This window comes from Herbiconiux ginsengi, assembly GCF_900107435.1.
Taxonomy (GTDB): Bacteria; Actinomycetota; Actinomycetes; order Actinomycetales; family Microbacteriaceae; genus Herbiconiux; species Herbiconiux ginsengi.
Genome location: NZ_FNPZ01000001.1, coordinates 1,110,359 through 1,135,537, shown reverse-complemented (window position 1 = coordinate 1,135,537; position 25,179 = coordinate 1,110,359). Strand labels below are relative to the sequence as shown.

General features: G+C 70.3%; 22 protein-coding genes. 14 read left to right on the top strand and 8 right to left on the bottom strand.

What is annotated here, in order from left to right; genetic code table 11:
• Positions 1–149 precede the first annotated feature (149 nt).
• Positions 150–1,223 carry a hypothetical protein gene (locus tag BLW00_RS05450; protein WP_092550245.1) on the top strand — a complete coding sequence of 358 codons (1,074 nt, stop codon included), beginning with the start codon at positions 150–152 and terminating at the stop codon, positions 1,221–1,223.
• Positions 1,224–1,237: 14 nt separating this feature from the next.
• On the opposite strand, the gene BLW00_RS05445 is transcribed toward BLW00_RS05450, so the two are convergent.
• A complete protein-coding gene (locus BLW00_RS05445; RefSeq protein WP_245741291.1) occupies positions 1,238–1,909 on the bottom strand; it encodes an HAD hydrolase-like protein in 672 nt (223 codons plus the stop codon).
• Positions 1,910–1,968: 59 nt separating this feature from the next.
• On the opposite strand from BLW00_RS05445, the gene BLW00_RS05440 reads away from it, so the two are divergent.
• Positions 1,969–3,141: an SLC13 family permease gene (locus tag BLW00_RS05440; RefSeq protein WP_245741290.1), complete on the top strand. Its 1,173-nt coding sequence runs from the start codon at positions 1,969–1,971 to the stop codon at positions 3,139–3,141.
• 21 nt (positions 3,142–3,162) lie between these two features.
• Here BLW00_RS05440 and BLW00_RS05435 read toward each other — a convergent pair whose 3' ends face one another.
• The 3 genes from BLW00_RS05435 to BLW00_RS05425 are packed head-to-tail and all read right to left on the bottom strand — an operon-like array spanning position 3,163 to position 5,746.
• Positions 3,163–3,564: an SseB family protein gene (locus tag BLW00_RS05435; RefSeq protein ID WP_092550240.1), complete on the bottom strand. Its 402-nt coding sequence runs from the start codon at positions 3,562–3,564 to the stop codon at positions 3,163–3,165.
• A 9-nt stretch (positions 3,565–3,573) separates the two neighbouring features.
• The gene (gene nucS, locus BLW00_RS05430; protein WP_092550237.1) at positions 3,574–4,269 is read right to left on the bottom strand and encodes an endonuclease NucS; all 696 of its coding nucleotides are present in this window, start codon (positions 4,267–4,269) and stop codon (positions 3,574–3,576) included.
• A gap of 40 nt (positions 4,270–4,309) precedes the next feature.
• Positions 4,310–5,746 carry an MFS transporter gene (locus BLW00_RS05425; RefSeq protein ID WP_281242380.1) on the bottom strand — a complete coding sequence of 479 codons (1,437 nt, stop codon included), beginning with the start codon at positions 5,744–5,746 and terminating at the stop codon, positions 4,310–4,312.
• Between BLW00_RS05425 and BLW00_RS05420 the strand changes: the two genes are divergently transcribed.
• The 3 genes from BLW00_RS05420 to BLW00_RS05410 all read left to right on the top strand — a co-directional run bounded on the left by BLW00_RS05420 (position 5,676) and on the right by BLW00_RS05410 (position 9,297).
• Positions 5,676–6,764, top strand: a complete 1,089-nt coding sequence (locus BLW00_RS05420) for a LacI family DNA-binding transcriptional regulator (protein WP_092550231.1) — start codon at positions 5,676–5,678, stop codon at positions 6,762–6,764. The two genes, BLW00_RS05425 and BLW00_RS05420, sit on opposite strands and share 71 nt — an antisense overlap.
• A gap of 109 nt (positions 6,765–6,873) precedes the next feature.
• Positions 6,874–8,502, top strand: a complete 1,629-nt coding sequence (locus BLW00_RS05415) for an MFS transporter (RefSeq protein WP_092550228.1) — start codon at positions 6,874–6,876, stop codon at positions 8,500–8,502.
• 21 nt (positions 8,503–8,523) lie between these two features.
• Positions 8,524–9,297 (top strand): MBL fold metallo-hydrolase, encoded by a 774-nt coding sequence (locus BLW00_RS05410; RefSeq protein ID WP_092550225.1) that lies wholly within the window; start codon positions 8,524–8,526, stop codon positions 9,295–9,297.
• Positions 9,298–9,384: 87 nt separating this feature from the next.
• Here the strand turns inward: BLW00_RS05410 and BLW00_RS05405 are convergent, their stop codons facing one another.
• Positions 9,385–10,704 carry an MATE family efflux transporter gene (locus tag BLW00_RS05405; protein ID WP_245741289.1) on the bottom strand — a complete coding sequence of 440 codons (1,320 nt, stop codon included), beginning with the start codon at positions 10,702–10,704 and terminating at the stop codon, positions 9,385–9,387.
• 181 nt (positions 10,705–10,885) lie between these two features.
• Between BLW00_RS05405 and BLW00_RS05400 the strand changes: the two genes are divergently transcribed.
• The 5 genes from BLW00_RS05400 (at position 10,886) to BLW00_RS05380 (ending at position 16,181) form a co-directional block, all read left to right on the top strand.
• Positions 10,886–11,314: a DUF6325 family protein gene (locus BLW00_RS05400; RefSeq protein WP_092550222.1), complete on the top strand. Its 429-nt coding sequence runs from the start codon at positions 10,886–10,888 to the stop codon at positions 11,312–11,314.
• Positions 11,315–11,386: 72 nt separating this feature from the next.
• A complete protein-coding gene (locus BLW00_RS05395) occupies positions 11,387–11,731 on the top strand; it encodes an SHOCT domain-containing protein (protein WP_322788329.1) in 345 nt (114 codons plus the stop codon).
• A 150-nt stretch (positions 11,732–11,881) separates the two neighbouring features.
• Positions 11,882–12,976: an ABC transporter ATP-binding protein gene (locus tag BLW00_RS05390; protein ID WP_092550216.1), complete on the top strand. Its 1,095-nt coding sequence runs from the start codon at positions 11,882–11,884 to the stop codon at positions 12,974–12,976.
• 102 nt (positions 12,977–13,078) lie between these two features.
• A complete protein-coding gene (locus BLW00_RS05385) occupies positions 13,079–15,091 on the top strand; it encodes a M13 family metallopeptidase (protein ID WP_092550213.1) in 2,013 nt (670 codons plus the stop codon).
• A 76-nt stretch (positions 15,092–15,167) separates the two neighbouring features.
• Complete coding sequence (locus BLW00_RS05380) at positions 15,168–16,181, top strand: serine hydrolase (RefSeq protein ID WP_245741283.1); 1,014 nt, start codon at positions 15,168–15,170, stop codon at positions 16,179–16,181.
• A gap of 25 nt (positions 16,182–16,206) precedes the next feature.
• On the opposite strand, the gene BLW00_RS05375 is transcribed toward BLW00_RS05380, so the two are convergent.
• Positions 16,207–17,172 (bottom strand): LysR family transcriptional regulator, encoded by a 966-nt coding sequence (locus BLW00_RS05375; RefSeq protein WP_092550210.1) that lies wholly within the window; start codon positions 17,170–17,172, stop codon positions 16,207–16,209.
• A gap of 81 nt (positions 17,173–17,253) precedes the next feature.
• On the opposite strand from BLW00_RS05375, the gene BLW00_RS05370 reads away from it, so the two are divergent.
• Both BLW00_RS05370 and BLW00_RS05365 read left to right on the top strand, forming a co-directional pair.
• Positions 17,254–18,342 carry an aminotransferase class V-fold PLP-dependent enzyme gene (locus BLW00_RS05370; RefSeq protein WP_092550207.1) on the top strand — a complete coding sequence of 363 codons (1,089 nt, stop codon included), beginning with the start codon at positions 17,254–17,256 and terminating at the stop codon, positions 18,340–18,342.
• Positions 18,343–18,386: 44 nt separating this feature from the next.
• A complete protein-coding gene (locus tag BLW00_RS05365) occupies positions 18,387–20,000 on the top strand; it encodes a Na+/H+ antiporter (protein ID WP_092550204.1) in 1,614 nt (537 codons plus the stop codon).
• 148 nt (positions 20,001–20,148) lie between these two features.
• Here BLW00_RS05365 and BLW00_RS05360 read toward each other — a convergent pair whose 3' ends face one another.
• Both BLW00_RS05360 and BLW00_RS05355 read right to left on the bottom strand, forming a co-directional pair.
• Positions 20,149–20,598 carry an NUDIX hydrolase gene (locus BLW00_RS05360; protein ID WP_092550201.1) on the bottom strand — a complete coding sequence of 150 codons (450 nt, stop codon included), beginning with the start codon at positions 20,596–20,598 and terminating at the stop codon, positions 20,149–20,151.
• A 313-nt stretch (positions 20,599–20,911) separates the two neighbouring features.
• Positions 20,912–22,255 carry a glutamyl-tRNA reductase gene (locus BLW00_RS05355; RefSeq protein ID WP_092550198.1) on the bottom strand — a complete coding sequence of 448 codons (1,344 nt, stop codon included), beginning with the start codon at positions 22,253–22,255 and terminating at the stop codon, positions 20,912–20,914.
• A 75-nt stretch (positions 22,256–22,330) separates the two neighbouring features.
• Here BLW00_RS05355 and hemE point away from each other — a divergent pair, with 75 nt between their 5' ends.
• Both hemE and BLW00_RS23350 read left to right on the top strand, forming a co-directional pair.
• Positions 22,331–23,401 carry a uroporphyrinogen decarboxylase gene (gene hemE, locus BLW00_RS05350; protein ID WP_092550195.1) on the top strand — a complete coding sequence of 357 codons (1,071 nt, stop codon included), beginning with the start codon at positions 22,331–22,333 and terminating at the stop codon, positions 23,399–23,401.
• Positions 23,402–23,404: 3 nt separating this feature from the next.
• On the top strand, positions 23,405–25,177 hold the full coding sequence (locus tag BLW00_RS23350; protein ID WP_175494147.1) for a protoporphyrinogen/coproporphyrinogen oxidase: 1,773 nt from the start codon (positions 23,405–23,407) through the stop codon (positions 25,175–25,177).
• Positions 25,178–25,179 lie beyond the last annotated feature (2 nt).

The window sequence follows — 25,179 nt, the reverse complement described above, 5'->3', positions numbered from 1 at the left end:
ATTGCTCATAACGGAGTCGGGCCGGCGGCTGGAATGGTGATGGCTCTGCCTGTGCATCGACGAAGCGAGTTGCCATGAATGTGTCCACTGATGTCCGAAGCTCTCGAGCTGCCCGACTTGCTCGTCGCGCCGCCCTGGCGGCCGTGGCCATGATCGGGGGGATCCTCGTGTCGGCCTCGGGCCTGGCGCCGGCGACCGCCGCGCCGGCCGGAGCCCTGCGTGGCCCTGCCGATTTCGTGTCGGTGGCGATCACGGGAGGAACGCCCGACTTCGGATATGTGAAGCAGGGAACCAGCATCACCCACACGATCTCCCTGCTGAACGACGGGCTCGACGGTTGGTCGATGGACCCTGCGCCGCTCGCAGCCCTGGCGGCGCCGTTCACTCTGGTGTCGACGACGCTGATGGCGGGCCAGGAGGTCCAACCCGGGCAGGTGCGCACGATCACCGTCACGTACACGGCCCCGGCGGCGGGGACGGTGTCGAACCAGATGATCGGATTGAAGGCCGTCGATTTCGACAACCCGGGAGACCTTGCCGTGGGCATCGCGTTCACGGGCGAGTCGCTCGACACCGATCGCTCGTACTTCGAACTGACCACCGCCGCCGGAGCGGGAACCGTGGATTTCGGAACGGTGAAGATCGGCGAGACCGCGAAGGTGAACATGAAGATCGTCGTGCGCGGTATCGATCCGATGAAGTTCACGGAGGGGCAGATCTCGGTTCTGAACGGCTCGGGTATGCCGATCCCCGGAGTCACCATCTCGCAGTCGAGTTTCGGCACCGCAGGGGCGACCTACCGCCCAGGCCAGACGGCGACCTTCGAGCTGAGTTTCACGCCGACGACCGCGGGCACGGAGACGGGCACGCTGACCGTCACGGGCAAGGAGATGAGCGGCGATCCCGAGGCCAAGGACTTCGTGGCCACGCTGAACCTTCGGGCGATCGCGGTCACGCCGTCGACGCCGACGCCGACGCCAACGCCCACGCCGACGCCGACGCCCACGACCACGCCCGGCGGTGGCTCCGGTGGTGGAACTGCGGGAACGTCCGGTGGCTCATCGGGCACCGGGACCGGATCGGGCGCCACGGCAGGGCGCTCCGGCTCGCTGGCGAGCACCGGTGCCGAGCAGGTGACCGGTCTCGGTCTGGGAGCGCTCGCGGTGTTCGGTTGCGGGATCGCGATGCTCTTCGTCCGCCGGTTCACCCGCTCGCGCGGCTGAGGCCGCCGGGGCGATCAGAGGAGGAGGTCGCGGAGCTGGTCGACGGAATGGACGACCGCGATCGCGCCCAGTGCCTCGGCCGGGGAGCCGTAGCCCCACTCCACCATGATGGCGGGGACCCCGTGCTCGGCGGCGCCGATGATGTCGTGTTCGCGGTCGCCGACGAGCACGATGTTCGACAGGTCGATCCCCTGATCGCGCAGGCGACGCAGGGCCTCCTCCACGACATCCGCTTTCGCGCTGCGTGTCTCGTCTTCGGAGGAGCCGCAGATCACCGCGAAGCAGTCGGCGATGTCGAGGTGGTCGAGGATGCGGTTCGCCTGCACCTCTGATTTCGAGGTCGCGAGAGCGAGCGGGATGCCGGCGGCGTGCAGCGTACGCACCAGACCGAGCATGCCGGGGTAGACCGCCGCGTCGTCTTGCGGTCCTTCGCTGGCGGCGAGCCCGCGATAGACCACGAGCGCTTCTTTGGCTTCGTCCTCGTTCATCGACGCGACGTCGCGGAAACCATCGAGGATCGGCGGACCGACGAACGCCACGAGCTCGGCCGGCAGAGGCACCGGCCGCCCCATCGCCTGCAGTGTCCGCGACAGGCGCCCGATGATCCCGGGTGCGGAGTCCGTGATGGTTCCGTCGAGATCGAAGAGAATGCACGACCACGGCTTGGAGGGGTTTTTGCGGATCACCCGAGTCATCCTATTGTCGGCGCGCTCGCGGCCCACAACCGGGCATATACTCGGCCGACGTGCAGCAGACCGCCGCGAATCGGATCGGCCCGATCCTCACCGCCCTCCTCCTCATCGCGGCCGCGGTCGCCGTGGTCAGCGGCGCGCTGCCCTGGCCCGACTTCGAAGCGCTCGTCGAACGGGTCGTTCCCGTGCTCGCGTTCGTGGTGGGGATCACGGTCGTCGCCGAACTGGCCAGCGCTGCCGGTGTGTTCACAGCGCTCGCGGAACGGCTCGCCGGCTGGGGCCGTGGGCGCATCTGGCTGCTCTGGCTCTTCGTGCTCGCCCTCGCCGTGGTCTGCACCGCCTTCCTCTCGCTCGACACCACCGCCGTGCTGGTCACCCCGGTCGTCGTGGTGCTGGCGCTGCACATCGGGGTCTCGCCGATCCCGTTCGCGCTCGCCGCGGTCTGGCTGGCCAACACCGCATCCCTCTTCCTCCCCGTGTCGAATCTCACGAACCTGCTGGCCGCCGAGTCGTTCGGCGGAAGCGCCGCCGGGTTCATCGCCGCCGCGTGGGCACCGGCCGTGGTCGGTGTCGTGCTGAGCGCCGGCATCCTCTCGCTGGTGTTCCGGAGATCACTGCGGGGTCGCTTCGTCGCTCCCGAGCGCACAGAGATCTCCGATCGTCCACTCCTCGTCTACTGCGCGATCGTGGTCGTGGCCCTGCTCCCGATGCTGGTCTCCGGGCTTCCGGTCGCGATCGTCGCCGGGGCGGCCGCCGTGCTATTGCTCGGCGCCTTCCTCGTGCGCGACCGGAGCGCAATCCGCCCGTCCCTCATCCCGTGGCAAGCGCTGGGCATCGCGGTGGGGCTGTTCGTGCTGGTCGAGACGGCGCACGCGCACGGTCTGGAGTCGCTGCTGGCCGCGGTCTCCGGATCGGGCGACGACCCGCTCAGTCTCCTGCACCTGGCCGCCGTCGGAGCACTCGGGGCCAATGCCATCAACAACCTCCCGGCGTACCTGGTGCTCGAACCCCTGGCGGGCGACCCGTTGCGGCTGGTCGCGCTGCTGATCGGCGTGAATCTCGGCCCCCTGGTCACGCCGTGGGCCTCACTCGCCACCCTGCTCTGGCACCAGCGGCTGACGACGCTCGGGGTCACCATCTCGTGGCCCCGGTTCATGGGGCTGGGGCTCGTCGCGGTGCTGATCATCGTGCCGGCCGCGACGCTGGCCCTGGCGCTGGTCGGCTGATCCGAGCGACGGCAGCAGAGGTCAGCCGAGCACGTACTCCCGCTTCACCACCTGCGCGAGGCTCGCGACGTCGAATTGCACCGCGACGAAGTCGGCCGTGGAGACGAGCGCCAACGCCTCCTTCGCCGGGAGGATCATCGCCTGCGCGGTCGGGCGCAGCTCGACCGGAACCGCGAGCCGCAGCTCGGACACCGAGGTGAACAGCGGGAGCACCAGCTCGCCGGCGGTGGACAGGATGGTGCGGAGTTGCGGATCCGTCGCATCCGTCGACCCGGTGATGTCGACCACGAGGCCTCCGGTGCGCATCGCGGCGAGGAGGGCGTCGAGTGTGGTGCGGTTGGGGAGGGCCGCGAAGGTCTCGAGCGCCTTGCGGAGAGGGCGGTTCGAGTACGACTTGGGGAAAGCGGGTGCACGGCGGGCCACCCCACCAGCCTAGAAGAGGCGGGAGTCGGCGTCGTCGAGTCCGCGCATCGCGTCGTAGTCGAGTACGACGCAGCGGATGCCGCGGTCCTGGGCCAGGGTGCGCGCCTGCGGCTTGATCTCCTGGGCTGCGAACACGCCCTGCACTGGCGCGAGATGCGGATCGCGGTTCATCAGCTCGAGGTAACGGGTGAGCTGCTCGACCCCGTCGATGTCGCCACGTCGCTTGATCTCCACCGCAACCGCCGCGCCGCCGGAGTCGCGGGCGAGGATGTCGACCGGTCCGATGGCCGTCATGTACTCCCGGCGAACGAGCGTGTGGCCCTCGCCCAGCACGTCGATCTGCTCGGCCAGCAGCTTCTGCAGGTGGGCCTCGACGCCGTCTTTCACGAGACCGGGATCGATGCCCAACTCGTGCGCCGAGTCGTGCTCGATGTCGTAGAGCGAGACGATGAGAACGTCGTCGGTCTTCTTCTGGGTGACTTTCCAGACGGCGGTGATGCCCGCATCCGCCTGTGCCTCGTCGGGTTCGAGTTCGGTGACGGTGCAGGGCGGGCTCATCCAGTTGAGCGGTTTGTAGGAACCGCCGTCGGAGTGCACCAGGATGCTGCCGTCGCTCTTCAGCATCAAGAGGCGCTTCGCCAGGGGCAGATGAGCGCTGAGGCGGCCGGCGTAGTCGACGGAACAGGTGGCAATGACGAGACGCACCAGTAGAGCGTATCCGCTCCGGTCGGCCGCTATCCCCTCGTCAGTGCGAAGGGAGTGAAGAAGGCGTGGCGCCACCGCGGGCGCGCTCCCGGGCGGCGGGGGAGAAGACGCCGGCCAGGGCGACGAGCACGAGCACGAGCAGCAGGGCGGGCAGGATGCCGAACTGGTGGCCGAGCAGACCGATGACGGGAGGCCCGACGAGGAAGGCGACGTAGCCGATGATCGCCACGGCGCTCACCCGGGCAGCCGACTGCTTGGGGTCGTCGGTGTCGGCGGCTGCCGACATGCCCACGGGGAAACCGAGCGAACAGCCGAGTGCCCAGAAGGCCGCACCGACATATGCCAGCCACGGCATGGGCGCCCCGAAGATGAAGATCAGGATGCCCAGCACGCCGAGCAGGGCGCTCACGCGGAGCACGGGAACCCGGCCGAAGCGGTCGAGCACCGGTCCGCCCGCGACACGGCCGAGTGTCATCGAGACCGTGAAGACGCCGAAGACGACGGCAGCCGTGGTGTTGGACTGCTGGTAGCCGTCGGCGACCGCGATGGTGAGCCAGTCGTTGGCCGACCCCTCCGCGAAGGCCATGCCGAGCATGATGACGCCGATGGCGAGCAGGCGGAGATCTTTCCAGACCGCGAGGCTCGCGAGCAGGCGTTCCTTGAACGGCACCCGTGGTGCGAGGAGCTCGGGGTCGTCGGCCTCCACACCGCGGGGCACGAATCGGATGGCCACGAGAACGCTCACCACGATGATCGCGGCGATCACCGAGAGGTGCACGGCGACGTCGATCGAGAGAGCGGATGCGAGCGCGCCGAGACCCGCGCCGGCGACGGTTCCGAAGCTGAAGAAGGCATGCATCAGCGGCATGAGCGTCTTGCCGATGGCGCGTTCGGCTGCCGCTCCCTCGACGTTCATCATCACGTCGACCGAGCCGTTGCCGAAACCGAAGACCGCGAGGCCGGCGCCCACAACGACGGCCGAGCTGAGCACGGAGGTGCCGAGGCCGATCACGACGGTTCCGGTCGCGACCAGGCAGAGCGAGAGCACCATGCCCCCGCGGGCGCCGATCCGTAGCATGACGGGTGGCGCGGCGATCAGACCGAGCACCGATCCGGCCGACATGGCGAAGATGAGCACGCCGATCTGGGCGGTGTCGAGGCTCAGCTGGTCGCGCACGGCAGGAAGGCGGGCGACCCAACTCGCGATCGAGATGCCGCTCAAGGCGAACACGACGAAGATCGCATTGCGCCATGCGTGCAGCTGCCGGCGGGTGAGGATGTCGGTCATGGGGTGGTTCGCGTCCGTTCGCGGTCGGCGGTGGTGATTCGGTGGCGGGGTGCGGTGAGGGTGCTCGACAAGCCTATCGAATCGATTCGATCGAATCGATTCGAGTACACTGACCAGCGTGTCCGCCTCCGAGCAGCAGCGTTCGACGCTGGCCGACGTCGCCCGTCGTGCGGGCGTCTCGGCGTCCACGGCGTCGCTCGCGTTCAGTGGAGCCGGTCCGGTTTCGGCGGCCACCCGCGAGAAAGTCATGGCGGCGGCGCTCGACCTCGGCTATTCCGGCCCCGATCCACGGGCGCGTTCGCTGCGGCAGGGCCGATCCGGCGTGGTGGGCATCGTCTTCGACGAGCGTTTGCTGTTCGCCTTCCGCGACCCCGTCAACATCGCCACGCTCGACGGCATCGCCACGGGACTCGGCGTCGACAGCACCGGCCTCCTCCTCCTCACGGAGACGGGGGCGGTGGGCCCCGGCATCCAATCGGCCGCGATCGACGCGGCGGTACTCATGGGCTGCAGCCCCGTTCTCGACCGGGTCGCGCTGTCGCTGCGGCAACGCGGCGTGCCGCTGGTCTCGATCGAGGGAGGAGCGCTCGACGGTGTGGTCGACGTGGCGCTCGACAACGTCGACTCGGCCGAACGGATCGCCCGGCATCTGCACGACCTCGGGCACCGGAGGGTGGGCGCGATCACGCTCGCCACCGACGTCGCGCGCGAGACGGCACCGATCACGTCCGAGCGCGAGGCGGCGATCACCACCGCCGTCACACGAGACCGACTGGCCGGAAGCCGCCGTGTCTTCCCTTCTTTGCGGGCGTACTCGGCGGGCTACAACCTGGTCGAAGACGGTGCGCGAGCGGCCCGTGCGCTGCTGGAGGTGGCACCGGATGCGCGACCCACCGCCATCATGGCCCAGAGCGACCTGCTCGCGGTCGGCGCCCTGCAGGCAGCGGACGAACTCGGGTTGGCCGTGCCGGAGGAACTGAGCGTCACCGGATTCGACGGGGTGCGGATCGAGGGACTCACCTCGCACGATCTCACCACCATGGTGCAGCCGGCGGCCGAGAAGGGCCGTGCCGCGGGCGTCGCCGTGACGGAGTTGCTGGCCGGGGCCGAGGTCGCCTCCGTGCGTTTCGAATGCGAATTCCACGTCGGCGACACGACCGGGCCCGTGCCGCCTCCTGACGACCGGGACTTCTCCATCACATCCTGACCCCGGGCCGCGGTTCTCCACGTCTTCGGCGGCGACAGGGGTGCGCGCATCCGGTGCACTACTGTCGTGCTCAGGCGCTCGGGCGAGGCGTCAGATCGGGGGACGAGGTATGAGCGAGAAGACCGGAGCGGCGCAGGCCACGACCCGCAACCAGGGCACCGGGCCGGCGCGCGGCGGAATCGTGCTGATCGCCCTGATCCTGGCGTCGGGCGTCGCGAATCTGAACCTCTCGATCGCCAACGTCGCGCTTCCCTCCATCGGTGAGGCCTTCGACGCCTCCCAGACGGCGCTGAATCTCGTGGCGGTGGGATTCTCCTTGGGTCTCGCGGGCTCCGTGCTCTACCTCGGTGCCATCGGCGACCGATACGGCCGCAAGCTGATGCTCGTCATCGGTCTCTCGCTGAGCATCCCCGCCGCTCTGATGGCGGCCTTCGCCCCGTCGGTCGAACTGCTCTTCCTCGCCCGGGTGGTGGGAGGTGTCGCCGCCGGCATGGCCTACCCGACCACGCTCGCCCTGATCGCGGCGCTCTGGACCGGCCCGAAGCGGGTCGCGGCCATCGCGCTGTGGTCGGGGCTCGGCGGAGCCATCGCGGCGCTCGGGCCGCTCGCGTCGGGCTTCTTGCTGAGCATCGCCGACTGGGGTTCGGTGTTCCTCATGACACCTCCGCTGGCGGCGATCACGCTGGTGCTGGTGATCCTGGTGGTGCCGGCGAAGGTCAACGAAGGCACGGAGCCGGTCGACAACCTCGGTGGTGTGCTCTCGATCGTTCTCGTGGTCTCGCTGGTGCTCGGCATCAACTTCGCCGCCGTGCCGGGAGCGCAGCTCTTCTCGGCCGTGCTGGGCGGCGTCGCGGTGCTGGCCGGAGTGGGATTCGTGTTCCGCCAGAGGCGGGCGAGGAATCCGCTCTACGATCTGCATGTCGCGGGCCGGCGCACCTTCTGGGTGGCGGCCGTGGCCGGAACCGTGGTGTTCGGGTCTCTCATGGGCGCGATGTACGTCGGCCAGCTCTTCCTGCAGAACGTGCTCGGCTACACGGCGCTCGAGGCCGGGGCATCGATCCTGCCCGCCGCCGTTCTCATGACCGCATCTGCGCCCCTGTCGAGTCGGCTCGTCATCCGGTTCGGGGCACGCCCGGTGTTCCTGCTCGGGTTCTCGAGCTGCCTGCTGGCCTTCCTCACCATGTACCTCTTCTGGGATGTGGGGGCGAGCTATCTGCCGGTGGGGGTCGGGTACGCGCTGATCGGGCTCGGGGTCGGGCTCGCCGGCCCTCCGGCGTCGCGTTCGCTCACCGACTCCGTGCCCGTCCGCCGTGCCGGAATGGCCTCCGGCACCTCCGACCTGCAGCGCGATCTCGGCGGGTCGGTCATGCAGTCGCTGCTCGGCGCGATCCTCACCGCGGGGTATGCCTCGGCCATCGCCAAGTCGGTGGCCTCGGCGCCGGCCAGCGTGCAGAGCGAGGTCACGACCAGCATTCAGGCGCAACTGCAGAAGTCGTTCGACGGCGCGATCTCGATTGCGAAGCAATATCCGGAGTACGCCGACGGCATCGTGAAAGCCGCACGCGACTCCTTCCTGCACGGCGCCGACTGGGCGTATGCGAGCGGTATGGCGTTCATGATCGTGGGAGCGATCGTGGCTCTGGTGTTCTATCCGCGGCGCGAGCGGGAGCACGAGCTGCTCCGGCAGTATGCGGCGACGGATGAGCCCGAGGCGGTGCGGGTGGTCGAGCCGGGGTGAGCTGAGCCGGACAATGGGAGGATGCGTCTCACCGTGCTCGGAACGTCCACGCCGTATCCGCGCCCCGGCAATGCGTGCTCGGGGTATCTGCTGCAATCCGACCGTGAGCCGGGTGCGCACCCCACCAGCGTGTGGATCGACGCCGGCACGGGCACCCTCGCCGAGCTGCAGCGGCACATCCATCCGGCCGACCTCGACGCCATCTGGATCTCGCACCGTCACGCCGATCACACCGCCGACCTGCTCGTGGCCTACTACGCGTTGCGGTTCGCGGAACGGAGCCCCGAGCATCCGATTCCGCTGATCGGGCCCGAGGGGCTGCTCGAGCGGATGTCGGCCTTCCTCGGGCCGAGTTCCGTCGACGAGCTGCCCCGCGTGTTCGAGATGCAGGAGATGAGCGGATGGGGCGAGCGCGCGATCGGGTCGCTGCAGCTGGAATGGGGACCGGTGCAGCACGGCGTGCCCGCATTCGGGCTCGCGGTCGGCGACGGCTCGACGCGCTTCGCCTATTCCGGCGACTCCGCGCCGTGCGTCTCGCTCGAAGAGCTGGCCGAAGGAGCTGGGACTCTTCTGGTCGAGGCGGGCTACGACGCGGGCCGGGCGGCCGACGACGACGCTCCGGCGCACCACACTCCCGAGGACGCCGGGCGCACCGCGACCGCGGCCGGGGTGCCGCGCCTCGTGCTCACGCACATCGCCGGTACGGTCACCCCCGCCGATGCCGTGGCCCGCGCCTCCGCCCACTTCTCCGGCGAGACCGTCGCGGCCACCCCAGGAGACGTGCTCACGCTCTGAGCAGGTCCGTGGATTTCTTGCCCCGTCCGGCCCCATATTCCGCCGGATAGGGCGGGACGGGGCAAGAAATCGATCAGAGCGAGGGGATCAGGCGGGGGCGCCCGTCACGATCCAGCGGGAACCGCGGGCCCGGAGCCCGAGAGTCACCGCGCGGGCACCGATGTAGCCGATGCCGAACGCCGCCCAGAGCCAGCCCAGGCCGGCCGCACCCGCGGGGTGCGCCACCGCCACCCACACCAGGAGCGGCGCGTACACGGCGAGGTTCACCACCCCGGTGAGCGCGAGGTAGCGGGCATCCCCGGCGCCGATGAGCACACCGTCGAGCACGAAGACATAGCCGCCGATCGGGATGCCCGCGGCCATCACCCACAGGCTCACCGTCAGTGCCTGCTGCACCTCGGGGCTCGGGCTGAACGCCGGTCCGACGAGCGGCGCGACCGCGGCCACCGCCGCACCCAGCACCAAGCCCGAGAGCACCCCCCAGCGGATCAGCCGCCTGGTCACGGCATGCACCCGGTGCACCTCGGACGCGCCGAGCCCGTGCCCGATCATCGCCTGTCCGGCGATCGCGAGGGCGTCGAGGATCAACGCGAGCGTCGTGAACACGGTCATCGCGATCTGGAAGGCCGCGAGCTGCGTCACGCCGAGCGACGCCGCCACGACGACGGATGCGACGAGTGCGGCCCGCAGGCTGGCCGTGCGCACGAAGAGCCACCCGCCGGCCGATGCCGACGCCGTCACTCCGTCGAGCCCCGGTCGCAGCGACACCCGCGATCGGCGCGCGGCCCGAACGGCTATCACGACGTACACGGCCGCCATCGCCCATTGCGCGATGACCGTGCCGGCTGCCGAGCCCGCGATGCCCCAGCCGGCGCCGTAGATCAGCAGCGCGTTCAGTCCCGCGTTCGCGGCGAATCCGGCGACCGCCACGACCAGCGGGGTTCGGGTGTCCTGCAGACCGCGCAGCAGGCCCGTGGCGGCGATCACCACGAGCATCCCGGGCAGTCCGATGAGCGACACCGTGAGGTAGGTGGTCGCCTCGGCCGACACGGCGGCGGTGGTGCCGAACGAGCGCACCAGCGCGCCGGCGAGCGGCCAGCCGATCAGGGCGAGCAGCACGCCGACGCCGAGAGCGAGCCACATGCCGTCGATGCCCGCCTTGATGGCGCCTGGCTGGTCCCCGGCTCCCAGCCGCCGGGCGACCGCGGGAGTGGTGGCGTAGGCGAGGAAGATCAACAGGCCCACGACGGTCTGCAGGATCGCGCTCGCGACACCCAACGCCGCGAGCGAATCCTCGCCCAGATGACCGACGAGTGCCGTGTCGGTGAGCAGGAACAACGGCTCCGCCACCAGCGCGCCGAGGGCCGGCACCGCGAGCCGGAGGATGTCGCGGTCGATCGTCTGCACCCGCTCAGCCTACGGTCGGCCCGAAGCCCGAGCACCAGACATCCTTGCGCACGGACCCGACGTCGATCAGCTCCCGACAGACCTCTAGCACCCGTCGGTGGGGACTGGTAACGTGCCGAACGTCAGCCCAGAGCGCGCACCGGCGCGAGCCTGCGAGCTGCACTTACGACGAGAGGTCCCGATGCCCGATTTCACCTATGGTCCGGTCGAACTGCTGCTCGTCGGCTTCGAAGGAGAACGCCCCGGCCCCGAGATCGTCGACGCCTTCCGCGACGTGGTCGATGCGGGCACCGTTCGCCTGCTCGACCTGCTCTTCGTCACCCGCTCGCTCGACGGCGACGTGACGCTGCTCGAACTCGAAGACGCGGGCGACGCCATCGGACTCGAGGAGTTCGCGCTCGAGGCCACAGGCCTCGCCTCGGCCGAAGACATCGAGGAGCTGGCCGTGCAGATCCCGCCGGGCTCGTCGGCGGCCCTCCTCGTGATCGAGCTGACCTGGGCCAAGAAGCTGGCCGGCAAGCTCGCGGGTGGTGGGGGCGTCGTGATCAGCAGCGAGCGCATCCCGGCCCCCGTGGTCAACGAGGTGCTCGCGGCCATCGCCGCCGAGTAGCAACAGCCCCGCTCCATCCACGACTCCGTAGACCCGACGAATCCGACAGACAGGACACAGACCATGCCGATGATGAGAAGAATGGGCCGCCCCGGCCTCCTGGGCCTCGCCGCCCGCACCGCCGTCGTCGCCGGAACCGCCACCGCGGTCAGCGGCGGGATGCAACGTCACGCTCAGGCCAAGGCGCAGGACCAGCAGCAACAGCAGGAATACGCCGCCCAGCAACAGCAGGAGCAGATCAACGCCGCCGCCGCTGCCGCCGTGGCCGCCCAGCAACCCGCCGCCCCGGCCCCCGCGCCTGCTCCGGCCGGCGGCACCGACATCATCGCGGAGCTGCAGAAGCTCGCCGCCCTCAAGGATCAGGGCATCCTGACCGATGAGGAGTTCTCGGCGGCGAAGGCCAAACTGCTCTCCTAGACGCGACCGAGATCGCGGCCGCGCCGTTCGCTCGAAGCTGCCAATCAGCCCCCCGTTTTGGGGAATGCCCCCTTCTCGACGTATGTTGCACTGCACGTAACTCACAACGGATCGTCCGGCACGTACCTGCCGGGGAGAAGAAGGACAACGATGGCTTCTGTAACGTTCGACAAGGCGACACGCCTGTACCCGGGATCGACGGTCCCCGCCGTCGACGCCTTCGACCTCAGTGTCGATGACGGTGAATTCCTCGTGTTGGTGGGCCCTTCGGGCTCGGGCAAGTCGACCGCGCTGCGTATGCTCGCAGGGCTCGAAGAGGTGAACGACGGCCGCATCCTGATCGGCGACCGCGACGTCACCGACATCCCGCCGAAGGATCGCGACATCGCGATGGTCTTCCAGAACTACGCGCTCTACCCGCACATGACTGTGGCCGAGAACATGGGCTTCGCCCTGAAGATCGCCGGCGTGCACAAGGAAGAGCGTGCCGCTCGTGTGCTCGAGGCCGCGAAGCTCCTCGACCTCGAGCCCTACCTCGCCCGGAAGCCCAAGGCCCTCTCCGGTGGCCAGCGTCAGCGCGTCGCGATGGGCCGCGCGATCGTGCGGAGCCCCCAGGTGTTCCTCATGGACGAGCCGCTGTCGAACCTCGACGCCAAGCTGCGGGTGCAGACCCGTACGCAGATCGCGTCGCTGCAGCGTCGTCTCGGTGTCACCACGGTCTACGTCACGCACGACCAGACCGAGGCTCTGACCATGGGCGACCGGATCGCGGTGCTGAAGGACGGCCTGCTCCAGCAGGTCGGAACCCCGCGCGAGCTCTACGCGAACCCGAACAACGTGTTCGTGGCCGGCTTCATCGGCTCGCCCGCGATGAACCTCTTCCCGGCCGACGTGGTCGACGGCGGCATCAAGTTCGGCACCGCGACGGTTCCGGTCGAGCGTTCCATCCTCGCGGATGCGGGCAAGGCCGTCACCGTGGGCGTGCGCCCCGAAGACGTCGTGGTCTCCGCCGACGCCGGCCAGGGCCTGACGGTCACGGTCGACCTGGTCGAGGAGCTCGGCGCCGACGGCTACCTCTACGGCCACTCCGAGGTCGAGGGCAAGCGCACCGACCTCGTCGTGCGCGTCGATGGCCGCGTGCACCCGAACCTCGGCGACACGCTCTACGTCACCCCGAAGCTCGGCCACGTGCACGTCTTCGACCAGACCTCGGGGCTCCGCCTCGGTGGCGCCGTCGTCGACTAGACCGGCCGACCAGATCCACGAAGAGGGCTCCCCGGCTGCGGCCGAGGAGCCCTTTTCGCTGCCAGTGGCGCACAGGGCAGAGCGCGTGCGTAGAGTTGTCGGGTGACTGAATCCGGCATCGACACCACCGAACTCGACCCCGACATCCGCGCGCAAGACGATCTCTTCCGGCACGTCAACGGAAAGTGGATCGCCCGCACCGAGATCCCCGAAGACAAGGCGCGCTGGGGCTCCTTCTACGTTCTCGCCGAAGCGGCGGAGAAGGCCGTGCGCGACATCATCGAAGAGTCACAGGATGCACCGGAGGGCACCGAGGCCCGCAAATTCGGCGATCTCTTCGCGAGTTTCATGGACGAGGAGCGTATCGAGAAGCTCGGCGCCGCCCCGGTTGCCCCGCAGCTCGCGCTGGTCGACACCATCGACGACGTGTCGGATCTCGCCCGCACCCTCGGCCGCCTGGAACGCGAGGGCGTGCCCGGGCTCCTGCGCCTCTTCGTCGACAACGACCCGGGCAACCCCGAGCGTTATCTCGTGTTCGTGGAGCAGGGCGGCATCTCGCTGCCGGATGAGAGCTACTTCCGCGACGAGAAGTTCGCGTCGGTGCGCGAGGCCTACCTCGGTCACATCCAGCGGATGTTCGAACTCGCCGGCCTCGAGAACGCTGCCGAGCGCGCGCAGCGCGTCTTCGACCTCGAGACCCTGATCGCGAAGTCGCACTGGGACAACGTGCGCACCCGCGACGCCCAGGCCACCTACAACCTGGTCTCGTGGGACGAGTTCCTCGCTCTGCCGGGCGACCTCGCGAACGTGCCCGACGCATCCGGAGACGACGTCGACGATGACGACGACGCCGACACCTCGCTCTTCGACCTCTGGCGCGACGCTCTCGGCGCGCCCGACGGCGTGTTCGACGAACTCGTCGTGCGCGAGCCGAGCTTCGTCACCGGGCTCGCCGGAGCCCTCACTGGTGCACCGCTTACGAGCTGGAAGGACTGGCTCTCCTGGCAGGTCATCCACGGCTGGGCGCCCTACCTCTCGAACGACTTCGTGGAGGAGAACTTCGACTTCTACGCCCGCACCCTCACCGGCACTCCGGTCATGCGCGCCCGGTGGAAGCGCGGAGTCTCGCTGGTGGAGGGCTCGATGGGCGAGGCCGTCGGCCGCATCTACGTCGAGAAGCACTTCCCACCCACCGCCAAGGCGGCGATGGACGTGCTGGTCGCCCACCTCATCGAGGCCTACCGGCAGTCGATCGAGACGCTCGAATGGATGAGCCCGGCCACGCGCGGACGGGCGCTGGAGAAGCTGGCCACGTTCACGCCGAAGATCGGCTTCCCGGTGAAGTGGCGCGACTACTCGAGCCTCGACATCGACCCGACCGACCTCATCGCGAACGTTCGCGCCACCAGCGAGTTCGAGTTCCAGCGCGAACTCGGCAAGATCGGCAAGCCGCTCGACCGCGACGAGTGGTTCATGACTCCGCAGACCATCAACGCGTACTACAACCCCGGGTTCAACGAGATCGTCTTCCCCGCCGCCATCCTGCAGTACCCGTTCTTCGACGAGTCGCGGGATGCGGCGGCGAACTACGGCGCGATCGGCGCGGTGATCGGTCACGAGATCGGGCACGGCTTCGACGACCAGGGGTCGCGCTTCGACGGCGACGGCCGGCTCACCGATTGGTGGACGGAAGCCGACCGGAAGGCGTTCGAGAAGCTGACCTCCTCGCTCATCGCGCAGTACGACGCGCTCGCGCCGGTGCAGGTGCCCGACCACCACGTCAACGGGGCGCTCACGATCGGCGAGAACATCGGTGACCTCGGCGGTCTGGGCATCGCGTGGAAGGCCTACCTGCTCTCGCTCGACGGCGCCGAGCCGCCGGTGATCGACGACCTCACCGGCGCCCAGCGCTTCTTCCTCTCCTGGGCCCAGGCGTGGCAGCAGAAGTCGCGCGACGAGGAGGTCATCCGCCTGCTCTCGATCGACCCCCACTCGCCGAACGAGTTCCGTTGCAACCAGATCGTGCGCAACATCGACGAGTTCTACACGGCGTTCAACGTCGATTCAAACGACAATCTCTGGTTGGACCCAGCTGAACGTGTGACCATCTGGTAACACGCATCCACGCGGTGCGGGTCTGGAGGGGAACGGGGCATCCCGGGCCCGGCCAGTCGAAGGAGGACACCTGAGCATGCCGGAATCGATCCGACGACGCGCGCGATCCGAGCGGGAGGAGATCGCGCCCCGCGGGCGGCGGACGGATGCGGTCGACGGCGACGGAGTGATCTTCCGCAAGGGGTTCGCCTCGCTGACCGAGTTGGCGCTCTCAGGCGTGCAGGTCACGGCCTGCGCGGTCGACGCCGGTTCGGGAAAGGTGCTGTTCTCGGTCGACGACCATCTCTCCGTTCCCACGGCGTCGATCGGCAAGGTGCTGCTGCTCATCGAGGTGGCGGCACGGATCTCGGCGCGCGACGGTTCGGGCTCGGCCGGGGGTGCGGTGCCTCCCACACCACCGCTGCCCGGATCGGCACCCTCCGGCGGGGGCCCGCGCACGGTTCGCCCGGCACCCGGAGCCGAGGCTCTGAGCATCCTGAACCGCACAGCGCAGGACTCGGTGGGCGACTCGGGATTGTGGCAGCACCTGCAGGTTCCGGCGCTTCCCGTCTCCGATCTCGCCGCCCTCATCGGCGCGACCAGCGACAACCTGGCCACGAACGTGCTGCTACGGCGCATCGGACTCGACGCGGTGCGCGCCCGCGCGGAGTCGCTCGGCCTCCGCCGCACGTTGCTGCTCGACATCGTGCGCGACGTGCGCGGGCCGGATGACGCGCCGCAGCTCTCGGTGGGTTCTGCGCGCGAGCTCGCCACGCTCTTCCGCGGGCTCGAGCGGGGCGAGGTCGTCGACGAGACCACCTCGCGGCTCGTGACCGGCTGGCTGAGCCTCGGAAGCGACCTCTCCATGGTGGGCGGGGCGTTCGGCCTCGATCCCTTGGCGCACACCGGGCCCGATCACGGCATCCGGTTGTTCAACAAGACCGGAACGGATGCGGGCATCCGTTCCGAGGCGGGCGTGGTCGTCGGCCCTCGTGCCGGCGTGGCCTACGCGGTGACGATGCGATTCAACGACGTCGACCTGCCTGCTCGGCTCGGTGTGCTCGAGGCCATGCGCACCCTCGGCACCGACTTCCTCGAGTACGTGTACTGAGGCAGGCCCCTTCAGGCCACCACGGTCAGGCCACCACGGCGCGGAGGAGGCGGAGGGTCTCGCCGACCGCGGGGATCTGGTCGGCGCCGGGGCGGGTGACGGCCACGATCATCCGGTGGTCGTTGCCGGTGCTCGGCAGGGCGACGACGCCGGGCGGCAGGGGTGAGGCGGCGCGCGCGAGCGAGGGCAGCAGGGCCACGCCGAGACCGGCGGCCACCATGCTCATCACGGCCACGAAGTTGTCGGTCTCGAACGCGATGCTCGGAGCGAAGCCGGCGCGTGCACACGAGTCGAGCAGGTGCGAACGGCAGCGGGGGCAGCCGGCGATCCAGTTCTCGGAGCGCAGCTCGGCGAGGTCGATGCGGGCGGTCGCCGTGCTGTCACGTGGTCCGGATGCGCCACTCAGCACCGCGTGCCGTTCCGGCACCAAGACGAGCAGGTCGTCACGGGCCAGCTCGTGCACCACGAGGCCCTCCGCGCTCTCCTGGAACGGATCGTTCCGGTCGGCCGGGTAGTGGAAGGCGATCGCGATGTCGCTCACGCCGTCGCGCACCGACGCCACCGCCGCCGGCGGCTCCGCCTCGAGATAGGTGAACCGCACCCCGGCGTGCTCGGCCCCCATCGACTGGATGAGGTGCGGAACGATCGTCGACGACGCGGACGGGAAGGCCGAGAGACGCACCTGGCCCGACCGCAGGCCCGACAGATCGGAGAGTTCGCCGGCGGCCTCGTCGAGTGCCGCGAGCACCACTCCGGCGTGGCGCGCGAGCACCTCGCCGGCATCCGTCAGCCGGATGCCGCGGCCCGAGCGCGTGACCAGCGGCATGCCGATCCGCGACTCCACCCGCTTCAGATGCTGGCTGACGGCGGGCTGGCTGAACCCGAGCACGGCGGCGGCGCGGGTGATCGAGCCGTACTCGGCGATGGCCGCGATGACGCGCAGCGTCTGCGAATCCAGGTCGAAGGCGCTCGCGAGGGGCGAGAGAGTCATGCCTGAACGATAACGCAGCCTTATGCGAATCATCCGACACTGGCGGTTGTCGAATGAATTTCGAGCCGCGAGGCTGGGGGCATGACGACGGAGAGTCCGGTCGCGGCATCGGCCCCCGCTGCGCTCGGTCGAGAGGCGCTGGCCGCGCATTTCGACGTGCGGCCGGGATATCTCTCGGCCTGCGTGATCGGGGTGCCGCCTCGGGAAGCCGTCGCCGCTCTCTCGCGGGATCTGGCCGCCTGGGCGGAGGGGCACCGCGATCCCGGCGCCTACGGGGTCGCCGTCGAGGTGGCGCGCGACGCCTTCGCACGGCTGGTGTCGGTGCCCACCGATCGGGTGGCCATCGGCTCGCAGGTGTCGGTGTCGGCCTCGATGGTGGCCGCCTCGCTCCCCGCCGGCTCGGAAGTGCTGGTGGTCGAGGGCGACTTCAGTTCGATGGTGTTCCCGTTTCTCGTGCAGGAGGAGCTGGGCCGGCTGACGGTGCGCTGCGTTCCGCTCGAGGAGCTCGCGGCCGGCATCCGCCCGTCGACCACTCTCGTCTCGTTCTCGCTGGTGCAGTCGGCCACCGGGGCACTCGCCGATGCCGACGCGATCATCGCCGCCGCGGCCCGCCACGGTGCCGCGACCCTGTGCGACACAACGCAGGCGGCGGGCTGGATGCCGGTGGATGCGAGCCGTTTCGACGCCACGATCTGCCACGCCTACAAGTGGCTGTGCTCACCGCGCGGAGCCTCGTTCATGACCCTTTCGCCGGAGTTCGCCGACCGGCTGGTGCCCGTCGACGCGGGCTGGTATGCGGGCGACGACGTGTGGGGATCCTGTTACGGACCGCGGATGCACCTGGCGACGTCGGCCCGCCGCTTCGACGTCTCGCCCGCCTGGCCTGCCTGGATCGGCGCCGCCCCCACCATCGACCTCTTCGCGTCGGCCGACCTCGCGGCGGTGCGGTCGCACTGCGTCGGTCTCGCCGACGAACTCTGCCGCAGGCTCGGCGTTCCATCGACGGGCACCGCCATCGTCACCTGGCCGGATGCCGACGGCAGCGGCTTCGCGGCACTCTCGGCCGCCGGTGTCGCGGCGTCGGCGCGGGCGGGCCGGGCGCGCGTCGCGTTCCACGTCTGGAACGAAATCGCCGACGTCGATCGTGTGGTGGCGGCACTCCAAGCCTGAGTCCGCCCTTCCCGTCACGCCCGTTCGTGCTGAAGAATTGGCCGATGGAGGGCCTCCAGCTCATCGTGGTCATCGGCGCCGCCATCATCGGCGGCGGCTGGCTCGCGCGCCGGCTCCGGCTGCCGCCCGCCCTGGTGCTCCTGCTGTTCGGCGTCGCGATCGGCTTCATCCCCGTGGCCGGCGCTGTCGCGCTGCCGCCCGACCTGGTGCTGCTGCTCTTCCTGCCGGCGCTGCTCTACTGGGAGTCGGTCACGACCTCGCTGCGGGAGATCCGCAGCAATCTGCGCGTGATCCTGCTCGCGGCCATCGGTCTCGTACTCGTCACCGCGGTGGGTGTCGGCGCGGCGGCGAGTGCTCTCGGGCTGCCGTGGCCGATCGCCCTCGCCCTCGGTGCCATCCTCGCGCCGACGGATGCGACCGCCGTCGCCTCGGTGGCGCGTGGGCTGCCCCGGCGCATCCTCACCACCGTGCGCACCGAGAGCCTGATCAACGACGGCACGGCTCTCGTGCTCTACTCGGTGGCGATCGGGGCGGCCGTGAGCGGAACCGGCATCGAGATCGGGCCGGTCGCGCTGGAATTCCTCTGGTCGTACCTCGTGGCCATCGCGATCGGGCTGGCCATCGGCTTCGTGATCGGGTGGCTGCGGCGCTTCGTGCGGGAGCCGTCGCTCGTCAACACCCTCGTCGTGCTGACGCCGTTCGTCGCCTTCCTGCCCGCCGAGCTGCTCCACGCATCCGGCGTTGTGGCCGTTGTGGTGTGCGGACTGGTGTCGAGTCACCTTCCGGATTTCGACGCGTCGGCGGTGGCGCGGAGACAGGGCTTCGGGTTCTGGGAGGTGACCACCTACATCCTTAACGGCTCGCTGTTCGTCTTGATCGGCATCCAGTTCCACCTGATCGTGACGAGCATCGAGGCGGTCGACTGGCCGCTCACGCTGCTGTTGTCGGGAGTGGCGATCGTGCTGGTGCTGGGCATCCGGCTGGCCTGGTTCAACACGATCCCCTACGTCTTGCGAGCCGTCGATCGACGGCCGGCCCAACGGGCACGGCGGGTGCACGCTCGGCAGCGGTTCCCCGGCGCCTGGGCCGGCTTCCGGGGGGCGGTGTCGCTCGCGGCCGCGCTGGCGCTGCCCCTCGAGACCGCAGACGGCTCGCCGCTGCCCTACCGCGAGACGTTGATCGCGGTGACCTTCGCCGTGATCCTGTTCACTCTCGTGGTGCAGGGGCTCACGATGCCGGCCGTGGTGCGCTGGGCGCGGCTGCCGCCCGACCCGACGGAGGAATGGGAGAACCTGCTGGCCGAACGCACGGCGCTGGAAGCCGTGATCGAGCAGCTCCCGCGCGTGGCCGAGGAGGCCGGCGCCACTCCCGCCGTGCGCGATGCCCTGCTGGAGGAATACACCGCGCGGCTCGACACCGTGTCGCGGCGGATGCGCGACGACGACAAGACGGTGCTGCCGCTCGACGACGAGCTGACGGGTGACGACGGCGAGAGCGCCCTTCGGCTCGCGGTGCTGCCGGTGAAGCGGCGCGCGATCGCGCAACTCCGCAACACGCGGCAGATCGACGACGTGGTGTTGCGTCGCATCCAGGCACGGCTCGACGCCGAGGAGCTCCGGCTCGAGGCGCGAGCGGGAGACCTCGACGAGGAGGTCTGAGGGGCGCACGGGTGTCGTGGGTCGCTCGAGGTGCCGCAGTCGCGCGCTTTGCGGTGTCCCGCGAGGACGGCGCAGAATCGGCGGTGGGCGGATGCAGGCGAGAGCTCCGGATGCGCGAGCCCGCGCGTGGAAGGTCGCGGCCGACGCCTCAGTCGATGAGGCCCAGAGCGTGCAGGCGGCGGAGGGTCTCCGCGCCGGCGGGCGGGCAGCGGTGCAGGTCGGCGGAGCTGACCCAGTGCACCGCGTCGACCTCGCTCGACGGGCGCGGCGCATCCGGAGTCGTGCCCTCGAACACCTGCATCTCGACCAGCCGGCCCTCGGGCTCGCCGTGCGCCTGCACGGTGACGGTGAAGAGCGGATGCACGCTCGCCGCGTCGAGCCGCACGCTCACCTCTTCGAAGGCCTCGCGCGCGGCGGCCTCGGCGGCGGTCTCTCCGGGGTCGATCTTGCCGCCCGGCATGTAGTAGACGTCGCGGGCGCGAGCGGTGACCATGAGCACCCGGCGCTCGCGGAGGAGCGCGAGCGCAGCGACGCGGATGGTCGGCAACGAGCCCGAGTCGCCGCCTGACTCGGGCGCGGTGGTGGGCGCCTCGGTCATCGCGCCTGCACCGGGCGGGGGCCGCGCGCGGGTGCGGCGTTTCGGGAGGAGTGGCGTGACACGAAGATCTCGGGGAGGGGTCGTGCGACGCGACTCCTCACGAAACGGGCGACGTGCTGGGTCGCGGGCGTCTCCGCGCGGCCCGTGTCGGCGCGGGAGACGAGTCGAACGAGCGCAAACCCGACTGAGTGGTTCGCTTCGGGCGAATCTGCGCGCAGTTGAGCCCCTATGAGGGGCCGTTGCGACGCACGTTCGCCCGAAATGCACAGACCACCCACCCCGAGCGGAAGGCCACGCGACCGGGGCGCTAGGATCAGCCCTCGGCGCGGCGGTAGTCGTCGAGCGCGACGGCTTCTGCGGCCGGCTCGGCGTCGGCGCGCGCCGTGTCAGCGTTGGTGGCAGCGACCCCTCCGAGACCGAACAACGTCTCGACGGCCGCGAACACCTCGTCAGCACGGCCCTCGCGGGCGAGTTCGCGGGCCCGCACCGACGGCGAGTGCAGGATGACCCCCACCAGGTGCCGGAGCGCGCGCTCGATCCGCTCGGTCTCCGTCGTGTCGCCGTGTGAGCGGGCGCGGTCGATCTCGGCGTCGAGCAGGTCGAAGAGGTGCGACCGCAGAGCGACCACGGCGGGCGTGACTTCCGCTTCGGCCTTGCCGGCCCGGTATTCGGCGGCAGCTTCGCCCACCAGTGCCCGCGCATCCGATTCGGCGTTCAGCTCATCGAGCGGGGCGTGCAGGCTGATCGTCTCGAGGTCGAGCAGTTCGGTGCCGCCGATGCCCGCGACGGCGGGGTCGACGTTGCGGGGCAGGCCGAGGTCGATGATGAGGCGGCGCTCGAAGGCGCCGGGGAGGGCGACGGCTGCGGTGAGGTCGTCGGCGGAGAGCACCACGGTCTCGGCCGTGCTGCAGGTGATGACGACGTCGGCGGTGGCGATCGCATCCCGGTAGCCCGCCGCGGGCACGGCCTCGAGTCCTTGCTTCGCGGCGAAGGCGACCGCACGACCGGAGGGCGAGAAGACGCGGATGTCGGTGACGCCGCGATCACGCAGGTTGGCGAGTGTGACCCGGGCGTACTGCCCGGTGCCCACCAGAAGCACGCGGGTGCGCGCCCAGTCGGTGACGCGGCTCTCGGCCAGATCGAGGGCGAGGCGGGCGAGGGAGCGGCCCGCGCCGCCGAGGCCGGTCTTCGTCTTGACGCCGCGCGAGGTGTGGGAGGCACGCTGGAACAACCGCTCCAGATCGGAGGAGGTGGTGCCCTCGACCCGCGCGGTGGTGAGCGCGCGCTTGACCTGACCGGCGATCTCGTCTTCGCCGACCACGACCGATTCCAGCCCCGATGACACCGCGAACAGGTGGTCGGCCACTCCGTCGCCGCAGAGCACGGTGAGCGAGTCGCGCAGTTCGCCGACATCGGTTCCGGAAGCCGCGCTGAAGGACTCGGCCGCCTGCTCCACCGCCAGGGAGACGCCGGCGGTGAGTGGTTCGTCGATGTCGAGGTAGGCCTCGAAGCGGTTGCAGGTGGCCAGAACCACGGCCCCCTGCACGAAGTCGCTCTCGGCCACGAGGCTCTTGGCGACATCGGAGGTGCCCACCGACAGCTTCTCGAGGAGATCGAAGCTCGCGTTGCGGTGATTCGCTGTCAGGCAGATGAGCACCGATTAAGTGTACGCCTGCCCGACGGCGGGTGCCTGCGCACGGGCGAGCCGCCGCTCAGGCGGTCGCCGTAGGATATGGCGGTGACTCTGCCCGCGACCCATCCGCTCTCCGACGGCCGCACCTCCGGCTCCCCCCTCGTCACCACCTACCGTGGTGTGCGCGGCGCCGTGACCCCCGTCTGGTTCATGCGCCAGGCCGGCCGATCGCTGCCGGAATACCGCGAGCTGCGCGTCGGAACGCGGATGCTCGATGCATGCCTCGACCCCGAACTCGCGAGTGAGATCACCCTGCAGCCGGTGCGCCGGCACGGTGTCGACGCGGCCATCTTCTTCAGCGACATCGTGATCCCGCTGCGCCTGGCCGGCGTCGACGTGGAGATCGAGCCCGGGCGCGGGCCGGTTCTCGCCGCCCCCATTCGCACCGCGGCGGATGTCGCGGCTCTGCCCGCTCCGTCGGGAGCCGATTTCTCGGCGATCTCGGCGGGCGTCGCGCGCACGGTCGCGCAACTGGGCACCACCCCTCTGATCGGATTCGCGGGCGCCCCCTTCACCCTGGCGGCCTACCTCGTCGAAGGCGGGCCCTCGAAAGACCACCTGCGCGCCCGCACCATGATGCACGCCGATCCCTCGGCCTGGGCGGCGTTGCTGGGATGGGCCGCCGACGTCACCGGCCGTTTCCTCCGCGCGCAGATCCTCGCCGGCGCCAGTGCGGGGCAGCTCTTCGACTCCTGGGTGGGCTCGCTCTCCGTGGCTGACTACGTGGAGCGGGTCGCGCCGCACTCTGCGGCTGCCCTCGCCTCGATCGCCGACCTCGACGTGCCCACTGTGCATTTCGGAGTGGGCAGCGGCGAGGTGCTGAAGCCGATGCACGACATCGGGGTCGACGTCGTGGGAGTCGACTGGCGCATCCCGCTCGATGTCGCGTCGTCGCGCCTCGGCGGGGGAGTCGTGCTGCAGGGCAACGTCGATCCGGCGCTGCTCGCGGCGCCCTGGCCGGTGCTCGAGGCGCATGTGCTCGACGTGCTCAGGCGGGGGCGGTCCGCTCCCGCGCACGTGCTGAACCTCGGGCACGGGGTTCCGCCCGAGACCGATCCCGCGGTGCTGACGCGGATCGTCGAGCTGGTGCACGCGCAGGGCGAGGGCTGAGCGATGACTGATGGGGCATCCGTTTCCGCTTCCGGCTCCGCGTCGCCCTCCGGGCAGCCGCAGTTCGGCATCCGTTCCGACGCCGAATCCGGCGTCGTCGACGTGGTGGTGATCGGTGGCGGCGTGGCCGGACTCGTCGCTGCGCGGCAACTGGCGCACCTCGGCAACACGGTCACGGTGATCGAGGCCCGGGATGCGGTGGGCGGCTACGTCGCGACCCGTGAGTTGGCCGGGGTGCAGCTCGATTCCGGCGCCGAGAGCTTCGCCACGCGCAAGGGCACCGTCGCGGCGCTGGTGACCGAACTCGGCCTCGGCGGCGACATCGTGGCGCCGAATCCGGCCGGCGCCTGGGTGGCCTGGGACGGCGGGAGCGCACCGCTGCCCGCCGCCGGCGTGCTCGGCATTCCGGGGGTTCCGCTCGCCGACGACGTGCGCCGGGTCATCGGGTGGAGCGGATCGCTGCGCGCCTACCTCGACCGCCTGATGCCGCTGCTGCGGGTGCGCACCGAGACCGACCTGGGTGACATCGTGCGCCGCCGGATGGGACGCCGGGTGCTCGATCGCCTCGTGACGCCGGTGGTCGCGGGCGTGCACTCGGCCGATCCCTCGATGGTCGACGTGCACACCGTGGCTCCGGGTCTCACCCAGGCGATGACCACCCAGGGCTCGCTCTCGGGTGCGGTGATGGCGCTGCGCGAGCAGGCGCCGGCCGGCTCGCAGGTGCAGGGGATCGCGGGTGGTGTGCACCGCCTGATCGACGCGCTCGAGGCCGACTGCCGTTACTACGGCGTGACGTTCCGCACTCGCACGCGAGTGGCGTCGGTGACGCGGGGTGACGATGCGGCGGACGCGGCGGTCGGCCGGCCTTGGACCGTCGTGCTCGCGCCGGCGGATGGTGCGGATGCGGCGGACGGTGCGGACGCGGCGGACGCCGTCCCCGCCGGGAATGCCGACGATGTCGTTCTGCTGTGCCGGGCGATCGTGGTGGCCACCGGGTTCCGCTGCGGACTCGCGCTGCTCGATGAAGCGGGTGTAGGGCATGACGACGATGCCGCGGCCTCCTCGCTCCCGAGTTCGCCCCGCGGCTCCGTCGCGCGACCGAGCGTGGCAGCCAGAGACACTCCCCGAGTTCCTTCGTTGGGCGAGTGGCCCGAGCCGGCATCCATCGCCATCGCGACGCTCGTGATCGACGACGCGCGCCTCGACGCGCAGCCACGGGGCACCGGTGTGCTCGTCGCGCCCGGAACCCCGGGCGTCACAGCCAAGGCGCTCACGCACTCGAGCGCCAAGTGGGCGTGGCTCGCCGATGCGCTCCCGGTGCACCGGCACGTGCTGCGGCTGTCGTACGGCCGACGGGGTCCGGATGCGCAGACCGGCGATGCAGGCAGCCGGCCTTCCGCGCCTCCCGAAGCCGAAGCATCCGGGGCACCGGCACGGGCGCCCGAATCCGGCGAGCCGACCGCATCGACCGAATCCGGCGTCGACCTCGCCACCGTTCTGGCCGACGCCTCCACGTTGCTCGGCGTTCCGCTCTCCGAGACCGACGTGGCGGGCTTCGACACCACGATCTGGTCGGAGTCGCTCGCATTCGCGACCGTGGGGCACAAGGCGCGCGTGCGTCAGACGCTCGCCGCGGTGGAGGAGGTCGCCGGCATCGACGTCGTGGGCGCGTGGGTGTCGGGCACCGGACTCGCCGCGACCGTCGAGCACGCCCGCGCGACCGCATCCGGTCTGGCTGCCGAACTGCGCGGCGACCGCCGACTCGACCTCGACTGAGC